The sequence below is a fragment of the Pseudomonas aestiva genome (assembly GCF_039908605.1).
Classification (GTDB): domain Bacteria; phylum Pseudomonadota; class Gammaproteobacteria; order Pseudomonadales; family Pseudomonadaceae; genus Chryseomonas; species Chryseomonas aestiva.
Genome location: NZ_CP150916.1, coordinates 450,743 through 466,268, shown reverse-complemented (window position 1 = coordinate 466,268; position 15,526 = coordinate 450,743). Strand labels below are relative to the sequence as shown.

Annotated in this window: 11 protein-coding genes; all 11 read right to left on the bottom strand. The window is 61.0% G+C overall.

Translation table 11 applies throughout. The annotated features are described in order from the left end of the window. Positions 1-12: 12 nt before the first annotated feature. The 11 genes from rplW to rplL all read right to left on the bottom strand — a co-directional run bounded on the left by rplW (position 13) and on the right by rplL (position 15,508). Positions 13-312, bottom strand: a complete 300-nt coding sequence (gene rplW / locus AABM56_RS02125) for a 50S ribosomal protein L23 (protein WP_007161249.1) — start codon at positions 310-312, stop codon at positions 13-15. Next, on the bottom strand, positions 309-911 hold the full coding sequence (gene rplD / locus AABM56_RS02120) for a 50S ribosomal protein L4 (protein ID WP_017640279.1): 603 nt from the start codon (positions 909-911) through the stop codon (positions 309-311). The genes rplW and rplD overlap by 4 nt, the downstream gene beginning before the upstream one ends. Before the next feature lie 13 nt (positions 912-924). Further along, positions 925-1,560 (bottom strand): 50S ribosomal protein L3, encoded by a 636-nt coding sequence (gene rplC, locus AABM56_RS02115; protein WP_007161251.1) that lies wholly within the window; start codon positions 1,558-1,560, stop codon positions 925-927. Positions 1,561-1,644: 84 nt separating this feature from the next. Beyond that, positions 1,645-1,956, bottom strand: a complete 312-nt coding sequence (rpsJ, locus tag AABM56_RS02110) for a 30S ribosomal protein S10 (RefSeq protein ID WP_003243886.1) — start codon at positions 1,954-1,956, stop codon at positions 1,645-1,647. A gap of 171 nt (positions 1,957-2,127) precedes the next feature. Then, on the bottom strand, positions 2,128-3,321 hold the full coding sequence (tuf, locus tag AABM56_RS02105; RefSeq protein WP_133860552.1) for an elongation factor Tu: 1,194 nt from the start codon (positions 3,319-3,321) through the stop codon (positions 2,128-2,130). Positions 3,322-3,349: 28 nt separating this feature from the next. Continuing rightward, entirely contained in the window at positions 3,350-5,452 is a 2,103-nt protein-coding gene (gene fusA, locus AABM56_RS02100; protein ID WP_133860558.1) for an elongation factor G, read from the bottom strand. Between the two features lie 30 nt (positions 5,453-5,482). Next, entirely contained in the window at positions 5,483-5,956 is a 474-nt protein-coding gene (gene rpsG, locus AABM56_RS02095) for a 30S ribosomal protein S7 (RefSeq protein WP_007163088.1), read from the bottom strand. 86 nt (positions 5,957-6,042) lie between these two features. Beyond that, positions 6,043-6,414: a 30S ribosomal protein S12 gene (gene rpsL / locus AABM56_RS02090; protein WP_007163089.1), complete on the bottom strand. Its 372-nt coding sequence runs from the start codon at positions 6,412-6,414 to the stop codon at positions 6,043-6,045. Positions 6,415-6,579: 165 nt separating this feature from the next. Further along, the gene (gene rpoC / locus AABM56_RS02085) at positions 6,580-10,779 is read right to left on the bottom strand and encodes a DNA-directed RNA polymerase subunit beta' (protein ID WP_133860557.1); all 4,200 of its coding nucleotides are present in this window, start codon (positions 10,777-10,779) and stop codon (positions 6,580-6,582) included. A 62-nt stretch (positions 10,780-10,841) separates the two neighbouring features. Beyond that, entirely contained in the window at positions 10,842-14,915 is a 4,074-nt protein-coding gene (rpoB, locus tag AABM56_RS02080; RefSeq protein WP_133860556.1) for a DNA-directed RNA polymerase subunit beta, read from the bottom strand. A 224-nt stretch (positions 14,916-15,139) separates the two neighbouring features. After that, positions 15,140-15,508 carry a 50S ribosomal protein L7/L12 gene (rplL, locus tag AABM56_RS02075; RefSeq protein WP_059316466.1) on the bottom strand — a complete coding sequence of 123 codons (369 nt, stop codon included), beginning with the start codon at positions 15,506-15,508 and terminating at the stop codon, positions 15,140-15,142. Between the last annotated feature and the right edge of the window lie 18 nt (positions 15,509-15,526).

Sequence of the window (15,526 nt, the reverse complement as noted above, 5' to 3'; positions counted from 1 at the left end):
GATGCCCCCTGATTACTCGGCGCTGCTGGAAAAGTCGAGATCCTGGCCCGGCTGGAGCGCGATGTACGCTTTTTTCCAGTCGTTACGCTTGCCCAGACCACGAGCGGTACGCTTGGTCTTGCCCTGGACGTTCAGGGTGCTGACGCTGCGGACCTTGACCTCGAACAGCTGCTCGACGGCCTTCTTGATTTCCAGCTTGGTTGCATCGGTGGCAACCTTGAATACGAACTGCTTCTGGCTGTCCGCCAGCATGGTGGCCTTCTCGGAGATGTGCGGGCCAAGCAGCACTTTGAATACGCGTTCCTGGTTCATGCCAGCAGCTCCTCGAATTTCTTCACGGCGGACACAGTGACCAGCACCTTGTCGTAGGCGATCAGGCTGACCGGGTCGGAACCCTGGACATCACGCACGTCGACGAAAGGCAGGTTGCGGGCGGCCAGATACAGATTCTGGTCGACAGCGTCGGTCACGATCAGCACGTCGCTCAGGCCCAGGCCGTCCAGCTTGCTGACCAGGGTCTTGGTCTTGGGCGCGTCGACGGCGAAGTCGTCAACCACGACCAGACGATCCAGACGGACCAGCTCGGCGAGGATGGAGCGCAGTGCAGCGCGGTACATCTTCTTGTTCAGCTTCTGGCTGTGATCCTGGGGCTTGGCTGCGAAAGCCACGCCACCGGAGCGCCAGATGGGGCTGCGGATGGTACCGGCACGGGCACGACCGCTGCCCTTCTGACGCCAGGGCTTCTTGCCGCCGCCACGGACTTCGGAACGGGTCTTCTGGGCACGGGTGCCCTGACGACCGCCAGCCATGTAGGCGACGACTGCCTGGTGAACCAGGGTCTCGTTGAATTCACCGCCGAAGGTGTGCTCAGAGACTTCGATAGCTTGAGAGCCATTCACATTGAGTTGCATGTTCTCTCTCCTCTCAACCACGGGCCTTGACAGCGGGACGCACGATCACGTCACCACCCGGCGCGCCGGGGACGGCACCCTTGACCAGCAGCAGGTTGCGCTCGGCGTCTACACGCACGACTTCCAGCGACTGAACGGTTACACGCTCCGCACCCAGGTGACCGGACATTTTCTTGCCCTTGAACACTCGACCAGGAGTCTGGCACTGGCCGATGGAACCAGGTGCACGGTGGGAAACGGAGTTACCGTGGGTGTTGTCCTGACCACGGAAGTTCCAGCGCTTGATGGTACCGGCGTAGCCCTTACCCTTGGACTGACCCGTGACATCAACCATCTGACCGGCTTCGAACAGGGCTACGGTAACTTCGTCACCTGCCTTGTACTCACCGTCTTCCAGGCGGAATTCGAGGACGCTACGACCAGCAGCAACGCTGGCCTTGGCGAAGTGACCGGCTTGCGCCTTGGTCACGCGGGAAGCACGACGCTCGCCCACGGTTACCTGAATGGCACGATAGCCATCGGTTTCTTCGCTCTTGAATTGGGTTACGCGATTCGGCTCGATCTCAATGACCGTGACCGGAACGGAAACGCCTTCTTCGGTGAAAACGCGGGTCATACCGCATTTACGACCGACTAAACCAATCGTCATGTTGAGAACCTCTTGAGTGTACGGGGCTTTCACCCGCTATGGCCGCCCATTTCAGAGCGTTACACGACTGAAACCTTGACGGTCTCAGCCGAGGCTGATTTGCACTTCAACGCCAGCGGCGAGATCGAGCTTCATCAGCGCATCGACGGTCTTGTCGGTGGGCTGAACGATGTCGAGCACACGCTTGTGGGTACGAATTTCGTACTGGTCACGAGCGTCCTTGTTGACGTGCGGAGAAATCAGCACTGTGTAACGTTCCTTGCGGGTAGGCAGAGGAATCGGACCACGCACCTGAGCACCAGTACGTTTCGCAGTTTCTACGATTTCCTGGGTGGATTGATCGATCAGGCGATGATCAAAAGCCTTCAACCGAATACGGATTTGTTGATTTTGCATTTGACCTCAGACTCCAAGCTTTCCTCTCGGACAAAAAGGTGCCCGATTAAAGGAGGCGCAATTCTAAGGATGTCGCCAGCGGCTGTCAAGAACGCCTCTTTTGCCATCTGTCAATTTCACGAGGCAAGAAAAAAGGCCCCGAGGGGCCTTTTTTCGTTTCAGATCAATCGATTACTCGATGATCTTGGCAACCACGCCGGCGCCGACGGTACGACCGCCTTCACGGATGGCGAAACGCAGACCGTCTTCCATCGCGATCGGAGCGATCAGGGTGACAACCATCTTGATGTTGTCGCCCGGCATCACCATCTCGACGCCTTCCGGCAGCTCGCAGTTACCGGTCACGTCGGTGGTGCGGAAGTAGAACTGCGGACGGTAGCCCTTGAAGAACGGGGTGTGACGACCGCCTTCTTCCTTGGACAGCACGTACACTTCGCACTCGAACTTGGTGTGCGGCTTGATGGTGTTCGGCTTAGCCAGAACCTGGCCACGCTCCACGTCTTCACGCTTGGTGCCACGCAGCAGCACGCCGACGTTCTCGCCAGCACGGCCTTCGTCCAGCAGCTTGCGGAACATTTCAACGCCGGTGCAGGTGGTCTTGACGGTGGCCTTGATGCCCACGATCTCGACTTCTTCCTGGATGCGGACGATGCCACGCTCGACACGACCGGTGACCACGGTGCCGCGACCGGAGATCGAGAACACGTCTTCGATCGGCATCAGGAACGGCTTGTCAATGGCACGCTCGGGCTCGGGGATGTACGAATCCAGGGTCTCGACCAGCTTGCGCACGGCAGAGGTACCCATTTCGTTGTCGTCGTTACCGTTCAGCGCCATCAGCGCGGAGCCGATCACGATCGGGGTGTCGTCGCCCGGGAAGTCGTAGGTGTTCAGCAGATCGCGAACTTCCATCTCGACCAGTTCCAGCAGCTCGGCGTCGTCAACCATGTCGGCCTTGTTCAGGAACACGACGATGTAGGGAACGCCTACCTGACGGGACAGCAGGATGTGCTCGCGGGTCTGCGGCATGGGGCCGTCAGCAGCCGAGCAAACCAGGATCGCGCCGTCCATCTGGGCAGCACCGGTGATCATGTTCTTCACGTAGTCGGCGTGGCCGGGGCAGTCGACGTGCGCGTAGTGACGGATCGCCGAGTCGTACTCAACGTGGGAGGTGTTGATGGTGATACCGCGAGCCTTTTCTTCCGGCGCGTTGTCGATCTGGTCGAAACCACGAGCGGAACCGCCCCAGGTGTCGGCACAGACTTTGGTCAGCGCAGCGGTCAGAGTGGTCTTGCCATGGTCGACGTGACCGATGGTGCCCACGTTCAGGTGCGGTTTGTTACGTTCGAATTTTTCTTTAGCCACGAGATAAAACCTCTAGTCAAAGCGCTGATTAAGCTTGTTTCTTGATGATGGCTTCGGCGATGTTCGACGGAGCTTCGGCGTACTTGGAGAACTCCATGGAGTAGCTTGCGCGACCCTGAGACATGGAGCGGACATCCGTAGCGTAGCCAAACATCTCGCCCAGCGGAACCTCGGCACGGATGACCTTGCCGGTCACGGTGTCTTCCATACCCTGGATCAGGCCACGACGACGGTTCAGGTCGCCCATGACGTCGCCCATGTAGTCTTCCGGGGTCACGACCTCGACCTTCATGATCGGCTCGAGCAGCACGGCACCACCCTTCTGGGTGAGCTGCTTGGTCGCCATGGAGGCGGCGATCTTGAACGCCATCTCGTTGGAGTCGACGTCGTGGTAGGAACCATCGAACACAGCGGCCTTCAGGCCGAGCAGCGGATAGCCGGCAACGATGCCGTTCTTCATCTGCTCTTCGATGCCCTTCTGGATCGCCGGGATGTATTCCTTCGGAATCACACCACCCACGACTTCGCTGACGAACTCCAGACCTTCCTGACCTTCGTCGGCCGGCGCGAAGCGAATCCAGCAGTGACCGAACTGGCCACGACCACCCGACTGGCGAACGAACTTGCCTTCGATCTCGCAGGTGTTGCGGATAGTTTCGCGGTAGGCGACCTGAGGCTTACCGATGTTCGCTTCCACGCCGAATTCGCGCTTCATGCGGTCCACCAGGATGTCTAGGTGCAGCTCGCCCATGCCGGAGATGATGGTCTGACCGGACTCTTCGTCGGTCTTGACGCGGAACGAGGGATCTTCCTGAGCCAGCTTGCCCAGTGCGATACCCATCTTTTCCTGGTCGGCCTTGGTCTTCGGCTCGACGGCGACCGAAATCACCGGCTCCGGGAAGTCCATGCGCTCGAGGATGATCGGCTTCTCGATCGAGCACAGGGTGTCACCGGTGGTGACGTCCTTCATGCCGATCAGGGCGGCGATGTCGCCAGCACGAACTTCCTTGATCTCTTCACGGGTGTTGGCGTGCATCTGCACCATACGGCCGACGCGCTCCTTCTTGCCCTTCACCGAGTTGATGACGGAGTCACCGGAGCTCAGTACACCCGAGTAGACGCGGGCGAAGGTCAAGGTACCCACGAAGGGGTCGGTAGCGATCTTGAACGCCAGAGCCGAGAAGGGCTCGTTATCGTCTGCGTGACGCTCGTCGTGGATTTCCTCGTTGTCCGGGTTGGTACCCTTGATCGCGGGAATCTCGACCGGCGCCGGCAGGAAGTCGATCACGGCGTCCAGAACCAGGGGCACGCCCTTGTTCTTGAACGAGGAACCGCAAACGGCCGGGACGATTTCGCAGGCGATGGTACGCTGACGCAGGCCGGCCTTGATCTCGTCGATCGACAGCTCGCCGCCTTCCAGGTACTTGTTCATCAGCTCTTCGTTGGCTTCGGCCGCAGCCTCGACCATGTTGGAGCGCCACTGCTCGGCATCGGCCAGCATGTCCGCAGGAATGTCTTCCTCGCGATAGGTCATGCCCTGGTCGTCATCGTTCCAGAAGATGGCCTTCATCTTCAGCAGGTCGATCTGGCCCAGGAAGTTCTCTTCCGCGCCGATGGCCAGCTGAACCGGGACCGGAGTGTGGCCCAGGCGCTTCTTGATCTGCTCGACGACGCGCAGGAAGTTGGCACCGGCACGGTCCATCTTGTTGACGTAGACGATGCGCGGGACGCCGTACTTGTTGGCCTGACGCCATACGGTTTCGGACTGGGGCTCGACACCGGAGGTACCGCAGAACACCACGACCGCACCGTCCAGCACGCGCAGGGAACGCTCCACCTCAATGGTGAAGTCCACGTGGCCGGGGGTATCGATGATGTTTACGCGGTACTTGTCGTACTGCTTGGTCGAACCGGACCAGAACGCGGTGGTGGCAGCGGAGGTGATGGTGATACCACGCTCCTGCTCCTGCACCATCCAGTCCATGGTCGCAGCGCCGTCGTGAACCTCACCCATTTTGTGGTTCACGCCGGTATAGAACAGAATCCGCTCGGTGGTAGTCGTCTTACCTGCGTCCACGTGGGCGCAGATACCGATGTTCCGATAGCGGTTAATAGCGGTTGTACGAGCCATAAGGTCCTCGCTTGATTGGAAGCGCTAGGCTTAGAAGCGGTAGTGCGAGAAGGCCTTGTTGGCTTCTGCCATGCGATGCACGTCTTCGCGCTTCTTGACTGCGGCACCCTTGCCTTCAAAAGCGTCCATGAGTTCACCCGCCAGGCGCAGAGCCATGGACTTCTCACCACGCTTGCGCGCGGAGTCCACCAGCCAGCGCATGGCCAGGGCATTACGACGGGAAGGACGAACCTCAACCGGCACCTGGTAGGTAGCACCGCCGACACGGCGGGACTTCACTTCGACCAGCGGAGCGATGGCGTCGAGCGCTTTTTCGAAAACTTCCAGGGGTTCGGCATTCTTGGAACGCTCTTTGACCTTATCCAGAGCACCATAAACGATACGCTCGGCAACGGCTTTCTTACCGCTCTCCATCACGTGGTTCATGAACTTGGCCAGGATCTGGCTTCCGTATTTCGGATCGTCAAGTATTTCGCGCTTGGCCGCTACACGACGTCTTGGCATTGATAAGCCCTCAAAACGGTCTTCAGGTTAGCTCGGGACTCATTGCCCGACCTTACTCTTATCGACTCGAACAAAAAGAAAGGTGATTACTTCGGACGCTTGGTGCCGTACTTGGAACGGCCCTGCTTGCGGTCCTTCACACCGGTGGTGTCCAGCGAGCCGCGCACGGTGTGATAACGCACACCCGGCAGATCCTTGACCCGGCCACCGCGGATCAGCACGACGCTGTGTTCCTGCAGGTTGTGACCCTCACCGCCGATGTAGGAGGTGACCTCGAAGCCGTTGGTCAGACGTACACGGCAGACCTTCCGCAGTGCGGAGTTGGGCTTCTTGGGAGTGGTGGTGTACACGCGGGTGCACACGCCACGACGTTGCGGGCAGTTTTGCAGCGCAGGCACGTCGGATTTCTCGACGATACGCTTGCGTGCACTACGCACCAGCTGGTTGATAGTTGCCATCTATAGCTCCACTGATTGTCTTGCGACATAAACGAAATAGCAGAACGTCAGTCCTGCCCATTTTCGGGGAACGAAAGTCTAAAGAGCTTGGGCGCTCCAGTCAAGACAAAGCCCCCGGACGCCTGGGGCGCCGGGGGCTTTGTCAGGCGAGACCTGCTACCGAACTCAGCTGGCGCTGGAGTTCAGCGCCTCGGTCAGGGCGGCTTCGGCCTCGCTGGCGCTCACGCGCTGCGGCTTGCCGAGTTCGCGCTGACGCTTGCGCTCGCTGTGGTAGGCCAGACCGGTACCGGCCGGGATCAGACGGCCCACTACCACGTTTTCCTTCAAGCCGCGCAGGAAGTCGCGCTTGCCGGTCACGGCGGCTTCGGTCAGGACACGGGTGGTCTCCTGGAAGGAAGCGGCCGAGATGAAGGACTCGGTGGACAGCGAAGCCTTGGTGATACCCAGCAGGACGCGCTCGTACTTGGCGACAAAACGATCATTGCCCACCAGTTGCTCGTTCTCTTCCAGGACGTGGGTCAGTTCGACCTGATCGCCCTTGATGAAGCTCGAGTCGCCGGTGTCGCTCACTTCGACCTTGCGCAGCATCTGCCGCAGGATGGTCTCGATGTGCTTGTCGTTGATCTTCACGCCCTGCAGACGGTACACGTCCTGGATCTCGTTGACGATGTACTTGGCCAGCGCGCTGACACCCAGCAGACGCAGGATATCGTGCGGGTTGCTCGGACCGTCGGAGATGACTTCGCCGCGGCTTACCTGTTCGCCTTCGAAGACGTTCAGGTGGCGCCACTTCGGAATCAGCTCCTCGTAGGGATCGGTGCCATCGGTCGGGGTGATGACCAGACGACGCTTGCCCTTGGTTTCCTTGCCGAAGGAGATGGTACCGCTTATCTCCGCCAGGATTGCCGGCTCCTTGGGACGACGCGCTTCGAAGAGGTCGGCCACGCGGGGCAGACCACCGGTGATGTCGCGGGTCTTGGAGGTTTCCTGGGGGATACGGGCGATAACGTCACCCACATGCACCTTGGCACCGTCGCTCAGGTTGACCAGCGCGTTCGGCGGCAGGAAGTACTGGGCCGGTACGTCGGTACCCGGCAGCAGCAGGTCCTTGCCATTGGCGTCGATCAGCTTGACCGCCGGACGGATGTCCTTGCCGGAAGTCGGACGATCCTTGGCGTCGAGCACCTCGATGTTGGTCAGACCGGTCAGTTCGTCGGTCTGGCGCTTGATGGTGATGCCTTCCTCCATGCCGACGAAGGCCACGGTACCGTCCATCTCGGTGACGATGGGGTGGGTGTGCGGGTCCCACTTGGCGACGATGGCGCCAGCGTCGACCTTGTCGCCTTCCTTGACCGAAATCACTGCACCGTAGGGCAGCTTGTAGCGCTCGCGCTCGCGACCGAAGTCGTCGGCGATGGCCAGCTCACCGGAACGGGACACGGCAACCAGGGCGCCATCGGCACGTTCGACGTGCTTCAGGTTGTGCAGACGGATGGCACCGCCATTCTTGACCTGGACGCTGTCGGCCGCGGAGGTCCGGCTGGCCGCACCACCGATGTGGAAGGTACGCATGGTCAGCTGGGTACCCGGCTCACCGATGGACTGGGCGGCGATGACGCCGACCGCTTCACCGATGTTGACCTGGTGACCGCGAGCCAGATCGCGACCGTAGCACTTGGCGCAGATGCCATGACGGGTTTCGCAGGTGATCGGCGAACGCACCACGACTTCGTCGACGCTGTTGAGCTCGAGGAACTCGACCCAGCGCTCGTCGACCAGGGTGCCGGCCGGCACGATGATCTCGTCGGTACCCGGCTTGGGCACGTCACGGGCGATGACTCGACCCAGCACGCGCTCACCCAGGGGCTCGACCACGTCGCCGCCTTCGATGTGCGGGGTCATGATCAGGCCGCGCTCGGTACCGCAGTCGACCTCGGTCACCACCAGGTCCTGGGCCACGTCGACGAGACGACGGGTCAGGTAACCGGAGTTCGCGGTCTTCAGTGCGGTATCCGCCAGACCCTTACGGGCGCCGTGAGTGGAGATGAAGTACTGGAGTACGTTCAGGCCTTCACGGAAGTTGGCAGTGATGGGCGTCTCGATGATGGAGCCGTCCGGCTTGGCCATCAGGCCACGCATGCCGGCGAGCTGACGAATCTGGGCCGCGGAACCCCGGGCGCCGGAATCGGCCATCATGTACATGGAGTTGAAGGACTCCTGGTCGACTTCCTTGCCCTCGCGGTCGATGACCTTCTCTTTCGAGAGGTTGGTCATCATCGCCTTGGACACTTCGTCGTTGGCCTTCGACCAGAGGTCGATCACCTTGTTGTACTTCTCGCCCTGGGTCACCAGGCCGGAGGCGTACTGGCTCTCGATCTCCTTCACCTCGGCGGTGGCAGCATCGATGATGCGCGCCTTCTCATCCGGAATGACGAAGTCGTTAACGCCGATGGAGACGCCGGACAGGGTCGAATAGGCGAAACCGGTGTACATCAGCTGGTCGGCGAAGATGACGGTGTCCTTCAGACCCACCACGCGGTAGCAGTGGTTGATCAGCTTGGAGATGGCCTTCTTCTTCATCGACTGGTTGACCACGTCATACGGCAGACCGGCAGGCACGACCTGGAACAGCAGCGCGCGGCCGACGGTGGTGTCGACGATGCGGGTGTTCTTGGTCAGGCTGCCGTCCTTGTGACGGATGGTCTCGTTGATGCGTACCTTGACCTTGGCATGCAGGGCGGCTTCGCCGGCACGGAAGACGCGATCGACTTCCTGCAGGTCGGCGAACACGCGGCCTTCGCCCTTGGCGTTGATGGCTTCGCGGGTCATGTAGTACAGACCCAGCACCACGTCCTGCGACGGCACGATGATCGGCTCGCCGTTGGCGGGCGACAGGATGTTGTTGGTCGACATCATCAGGGCGCGCGCTTCCAGCTGGGCTTCCAGCGTCAGCGGCACGTGCACGGCCATCTGGTCACCGTCGAAGTCGGCGTTGTACGCGGCGCAGACCAGCGGGTGCAGCTGGATGGCCTTGCCTTCGATGAGGACCGGCTCGAACGCCTGGATACCCAGACGGTGCAGGGTCGGGGCGCGGTTGAGCAGCACGGGGTGTTCGCGAATGACTTCGGCGAGAACGTCCCAGACCTCGGGCAGTTCGCGCTCGACCATCTTCTTGGCGGCCTTGATGGTGGTCGCCATGCCGCGGGCTTCCAGCTTGCCGAAGATGAACGGCTTGAACAGCTCCAGCGCCATCTTCTTGGGCAGACCGCACTGGTGCAGACGCAGGGTCGGGCCCACGGTGATCACGGAACGACCGGAGTAGTCGACGCGCTTGCCAAGCAGGTTCTGACGGAAGCGACCCTGCTTGCCCTTGATCATGTCGGCCAGGGACTTCAGCGGGCGCTTGTTGGAACCGGTGATGGCACGGCCGCGACGGCCGTTGTCCAGCAGGGCGTCAACGGCTTCCTGCAGCATGCGCTTCTCGTTGCGCACGATGATGTCGGGCGCGGCGAGGTCGAGCAGCCGCTTGAGGCGGTTGTTCCGGTTGATGACGCGACGATAGAGATCGTTCAGGTCGGAGGTCGCAAAGCGGCCGCCATCCAGCGGTACCAGCGGACGCAGGTCCGGCGGCAGCACGGGCAGCACGGTCATGACCATCCACTCCGGCTTGTTGCCGGAACCCTGGAAGGCTTCCATCAGCTTCAGGCGCTTGGACAGCTTCTTGATCTTGGTCTCGGAGTTGGTCTGCGGAATCTCTTCGCGCAGGCGACCGATCTCGTGCTCCAGATCAATGGCGCCGAGCAGCTGGAATACGGCTTCTGCACCCATGCGGGCGTCGAAGTCGTCACCGAATTCTTCCAGTGCCTCGAAGTACTGCTCGTCGTTCAGCAGCTGGTACTTCTCAAGGGTGGTCATGCCCGGATCGATCACCACGTAGCTCTCGAAATAGAGCACGCGCTCGATGTCACGCAGGGTCATGTCCAGCAGCAGGCCGATACGCGACGGCAGCGACTTCAGGAACCAGATGTGGGCGACGGGCGAAGCCAGCTCGATGTGACCCATGCGCTCGCGGCGCACCTTGGCCAGGGCGACTTCCACGCCGCACTTCTCGCAGATCACGCCGCGATGCTTGAGGCGCTTGTACTTTCCGCACAGGCACTCGTAGTCCTTGACCGGGCCAAAGATCTTGGCGCAGAACAGACCATCGCGCTCGGGCTTGAAGGTACGGTAGTTGATGGTCTCCGGCTTCTTCACTTCACCGAACGACCAGGAACGAATCATCTCGGGCGAGGCCAGACCGATACGGATGGCATCGAACTCCTCGAGTTGACCCTGGTTTTTCAACAGATTGAGCAAGTCTTTCAAGGCCTTTCCTCCTCACGGACCGGAGGCGACCGCCGCGCGGTCGCCTCCTCTAGGGTCTCGTGTTATTCGGTTTCCAGTTCGATATCGATGCCGAGCGAGCGGATTTCCTTGATCAGTACGTTGAAGGACTCGGGCATGCCGGCCTCCATGCGGTGATCCCCGTCCACGATGTTCTTGTACATCTTGGTCCGGCCGTTCACATCGTCCGACTTCACCGTCAGCATTTCCTGCAGGGTGTAAGCCGCGCCATAGGCCTCCAGTGCCCAGACCTCCATCTCCCCGAAACGCTGACCACCGAACTGCGCCTTACCACCCAGCGGCTGCTGGGTAACCAGGCTGTAGGAACCGGTGGAACGGGCGTGCATCTTGTCGTCCACCAGGTGGTTCAGCTTGAGCATGTACATGTAGCCGACGGTGGTGGTGCGCTCGAAGGCATTGCCGGTGCGGCCGTCGTACAGACGCATCTGGCCACTCTCCGGCAGATCGGCCAGCTTCAGCATAGCCTTGATCTCGCTTTCCTTGGCACCGTCGAACACCGGGGTGGCCATGGGTACACCGCCACGCAGGTTCTTCGCCAGGTCGAGGACTTCCTTATCGCTCAGGTCGTCGAGCTTCTCCTGACGGCCACCGATCTCGTTGTAGATCTCGTGCAGGAAGCTGCGCAGTTCGGCAACTTTGCGCTGCTCCTCGATCATAACGTTGATCTTCTCGCCCAGGCCCTTGGCCGCGAGACCCAGGTGGGTTTCGAGGATCTGACCGACGTTCATCCGCGAAGGTACGCCCAGCGGGTTCAGCACGATGTCCACCGGCGTGCCGTTGGCGTCGTAGGGCATGTCTTCGACCGGCATGATCACCGAGACCACACCCTTGTTACCGTGACGACCGGCCATCTTGTCGCCCGGCTGGATGCGGCGCTTGATGGCGAGGTAGACCTTGACGATCTTCAGTACGCCCGGCGCCAGGTCATCGCCCTGCTGCAGCTTGCGCTTCTTGTCTTCGAACTTGTCATCCAGCAGCTGGCGACGGTCGGACAGGTAGGCCTGGGCCTTTTCCAGCTGCTCGTTGTGAGCATCTTCCGCCATGCGCAGCTTGAACCACTGACCACGCTCGAGGCCGTTCAGGTACTCGTCGGTGATGATGGCACCCTTCTTGACCGCCGGGCCGCCTTCGGCGACCTGACCGACCAGGGCCTGACGCAGACGCTCGAAGGTCGCGCCTTCGACGATGCGGAACTCCTCGTTCAGATCCTTGCGGATCTCGTCGAGCTGGGACTTCTCGATGGCCAGGGCGCGGGAGTCGCGCTCGACGCCGTCACGGGTGAAGACCTGGACGTCGATGACGGTACCCTTGGTGCCGGTGGGCACACGCAGGGAGGTGTCCTTCACGTCGCTGGCCTTCTCGCCGAAGATGGCGCGCAGCAGCTTCTCTTCCGGAGTCAGCTGGGTTTCGCCCTTGGGCGTGACCTTGCCGACCAGGATGTCACCGGCACCGACTTCGGCACCGACGTAGACGATACCGGCCTCGTCCAGCTTGTTCAGCGCAGCCTCACCCACGTTCGGAATGTCGGAGGTGATTTCCTCCGGGCCGAGCTTGGTGTCACGGGCCACACAGGTCAGTTCCTGGATGTGGATGGTGGTGAAGCGATCTTCCTGGACCACGCGCTCCGACAGACAGATGGAGTCCTCGAAGTTGAAGCCGTTCCAGGGCATGAAGGCCACGCGCATGTTCTGACCCAGTGCCAGCTCGCCCATGTCGGTCGAGGGGCCATCGGCCAGGATGTCGAACTTGGCCACCTGATCACCCTTGCTCACCAGCGGACGCTGGTTGATGCAGGTGTTCTGGTTGGAACGGGTGTACTTGGTCAGGTTGTAGATGTCGACGCCGGCTTCACCGGTCTCGACTTCGTCATCGTTGACACGCACCACGATACGGCTGGCATCGACGGAGTCGATCACGCCACCCCGACGGGCAACGACGCAGACGCCGGAGTCACGGGCGACGTTGCGCTCCATGCCGGTACCGACCAGCGGCTTGTCCGAACGCAGGGTCGGCACGGCCTGACGCTGCATGTTGGAACCCATCAGCGCGCGGTTGGCGTCGTCGTGCTCGAGGAACGGAATCAGCGAGGCGGCGACGGAGACGACCTGCTTGGGCGAAACGTCCATCAGGGTGACGTCTTCGGGCGCCTTGACGGTGAATTCGTTCAGGTGACGCACGGCTACCAGTTCGTCGATCAGCCGGTTGTTCTCGTCCAGCCCTGCAGAGGCCTGGGCGATCACATGGTTGGCTTCTTCGATGGCCGACAGGAAGACGATCTCGTCGGTGGCCACGCCGTCCTTGACCATGCGGTACGGGCTTTCGAGGAAGCCGTACTGATTGGTGCGGGCATAGGCAGCCAGGGAGTTGATCAGGCCGATGTTCGGACCTTCCGGCGTTTCGATCGGGCAGACCCGGCCGTAGTGCGTCGGGTGTACGTCACGGACTTCGAAGCCGGCACGCTCACGGGTCAGACCGCCCGGGCCGAGTGCGGAGACGCGGCGCTTGTGGGTGATCTCCGACAGCGGGTTGTTCTGGTCCATGAACTGGGACAGCTGGCTGGAGCCGAAGAATTCCTTGATCGCGGCGGCCACGGGCTTAGCGTTGATCAGATCCTGCGGCATCAGGCCTTCGCTCTCGGCCATGGACAGGCGTTCCTTGACGGCACGCTCTACCCGCACCAGACCCACGCGGAACTGGTTCTCGGCCATTTCACCGACGCAACGGACACGGCGGTTACCCAGGTGGTCGATGTCGTCGACGATGCCCTTGCCGTTACGGATGTCGACCAGGGTCTTGAGCACATCGACGATGTCTTCGCGACTCAGGACGCCCGAGCCTTCGATGGCGTCGCGACCGATACGGCGGTTGAACTTCATGCGGCCGACAGCGGACAGGTCGTAACGCTCGGCGCTGAAGAACAGGTTGTTGAACAGGGTCTCGGCAGCTTCCTTGGTCGGCGGCTCGCCGGGACGCATCATCCGGTAGATCTCGACCAGGGCTTCCAGCTGGTTGCCGGTGGAGTCGATCTTCAGGGTATCGGAGATGAACGGACCGCAGTCGATGTCGTTGGTGTACAGCGTCTCGAACTGCACGACATTGGCCTTGGCCATCTTGGCCAGCATGTCCAGGGTCAGTTCGGTGTTGCACTCGGCGATGATCTCGCCAGTGGACGGGTGCACGACAGCCTTGGCGGTGGTACGGCCAATGACGTAATCGAAGGGCACTTCCAGCTCGCTCAGACCGGATTTTTCCAGCTGGTTGATGTGGCGAGCGGTCACCCGACGGCCCTGCTCCACGATCACCTTGCCGCTGCCATCCTTGATGTCGAAGCTGGCGATGTCGCCGCGCAGGCGCTGGGGCACCAGCTCGAACGTCAGCATCTCACCCTTGATGTGGAAGGTGTTGGTGTCATAGAACGCATCCAGCACCTCTTCGGTGCTGTAGCCGAGCGCGCGCAGCAGTACCGAGGCCGGCAGCTTGCGGCGACGGTCGATACGGACGAATACCGCATCCTTGGGATCGAACTCGAAGTCGAGCCAGGAGCCGCGGTAGGGAATGATGCGCGCCGAGTACAGCAGCTTGCCCGAGCTGTGGGTCTTGCCGCGGTCGTGGTCGAAGAACACGCCCGGGCTGCGGTGCAGCTGGGACACGATGACGCGCTCGGTACCATTGATGATGAAGGTACCGTTCTCGGTCATCAGGGGGATTTCCCCCATGTAGACTTCCTGCTCCTTGATGTCCTTGATCGCCTTGTTCGACGACTCGCGGTCGAAAATGATAAGGCGAACCTTGACCCGCAGCGGGACGGCGAAGGTCACGCCGCGCAGGACGCATTCCTTCACATCGAAAGCCGGCTCGCCCAGGCGATAGCCGACGTATTCCAGGGCCGCATTGCCGGAATAGCTGATAATCGGGAAAACGGACTTGAAGGCCGCATGCAGGCCGATATCGCGGAACTGGTCTTTGCCTGCGCCCGCCTGCAGGAATTCGCGGTACGAATCCAGTTGGATAGCCAGCAAATAGGGCACGTCCATGACGTGCGGCAACTTGCTAAAGTCCTTGCGGATACGTTTTTTCTCAGTGTATGAGTAAGCCATCAGCGTTCCCCAGCTTGGTCACCAGCTTGTTTGGCCTCTCCGACGGGAGCAGCCGGAAAATCGTGCAAACCCTTGGTTTGCCGCACCCCGAGAGCGAGGTGGATACAGCGCATCTTGTCAGGCGGATATGCTCGCTCTGTACAAAACGGCAAAAGGCCGGTGGCGTTCGCCACCAGCCATCAGCCGAACGTGAAACGTTGCGGCTGTAGACGCAAGAACCGAACTTACTTGAGCTCGACCTTGGCGCCTGCTTCTTCCAGAGCCTTCTTGGCAGCTTCGCCTTCCTCTTTGGAGACGCCTTCCTTGACCACGCCCGGGGCGCCGTCAACGACAGCCTTGGCTTCTTTCAGGCCCAGACCGGTCAGTTCACGAACGACCTTGATGACGTTCACTTTCTTGTCGCCGGTTTCGGTCAACATGATGGTGAATTCGGTCTGCTCTTCGACGACGGCAGCGGCAGCAGCCGGGCCAGCGGCAGCGGCGGCAGCGGCGGTCACGCCGAACTTCTCTTCCATCGCCTTGATCAGTTCCACCACTTGCATGACGGACATTTCGGATACGGCGTTGATGATGTCTTCGTTGGTCAGAGCCATGACTCTAGATTCCTATAA

Bases quoted from the DNA above. Each gene is read 5' to 3' on its own strand.
- rplD (WP_017640279.1), bottom strand. From the start codon at position 911: ATGCAACTCAATGTGAATGGCTCTCAAGCTATCGAAGTCTCTGAGCAC.
- rpsG (WP_007163088.1), bottom strand. From the start codon at position 5,956: ATGCCAAGACGTCGTGTAGCGGCCAAGCGCGAAATACTTGACGATCCG.
- rplL (WP_059316466.1), bottom strand. From the start codon at position 15,508: ATGGCTCTGACCAACGAAGACATCATCAACGCCGTATCCGAAATGTCC.
- rpoB (WP_133860556.1), bottom strand. From the start codon at position 14,915: ATGGCTTACTCATACACTGAGAAAAAACGTATCCGCAAGGACTTTAGC.
- rplC (WP_007161251.1), bottom strand. From the start codon at position 1,560: ATGACGATTGGTTTAGTCGGTCGTAAATGCGGTATGACCCGCGTTTTC.
- fusA (WP_133860558.1), bottom strand. From the start codon at position 5,452: ATGGCTCGTACAACCGCTATTAACCGCTATCGGAACATCGGTATCTGC.
- rpsL (WP_007163089.1), bottom strand. From the start codon at position 6,414: ATGGCAACTATCAACCAGCTGGTGCGTAGTGCACGCAAGCGTATCGTC.
- rpsJ (WP_003243886.1), bottom strand. From the start codon at position 1,956: ATGCAAAATCAACAAATCCGTATTCGGTTGAAGGCTTTTGATCATCGC.
- rplW (WP_007161249.1), bottom strand. From the start codon at position 312: ATGAACCAGGAACGCGTATTCAAAGTGCTGCTTGGCCCGCACATCTCC.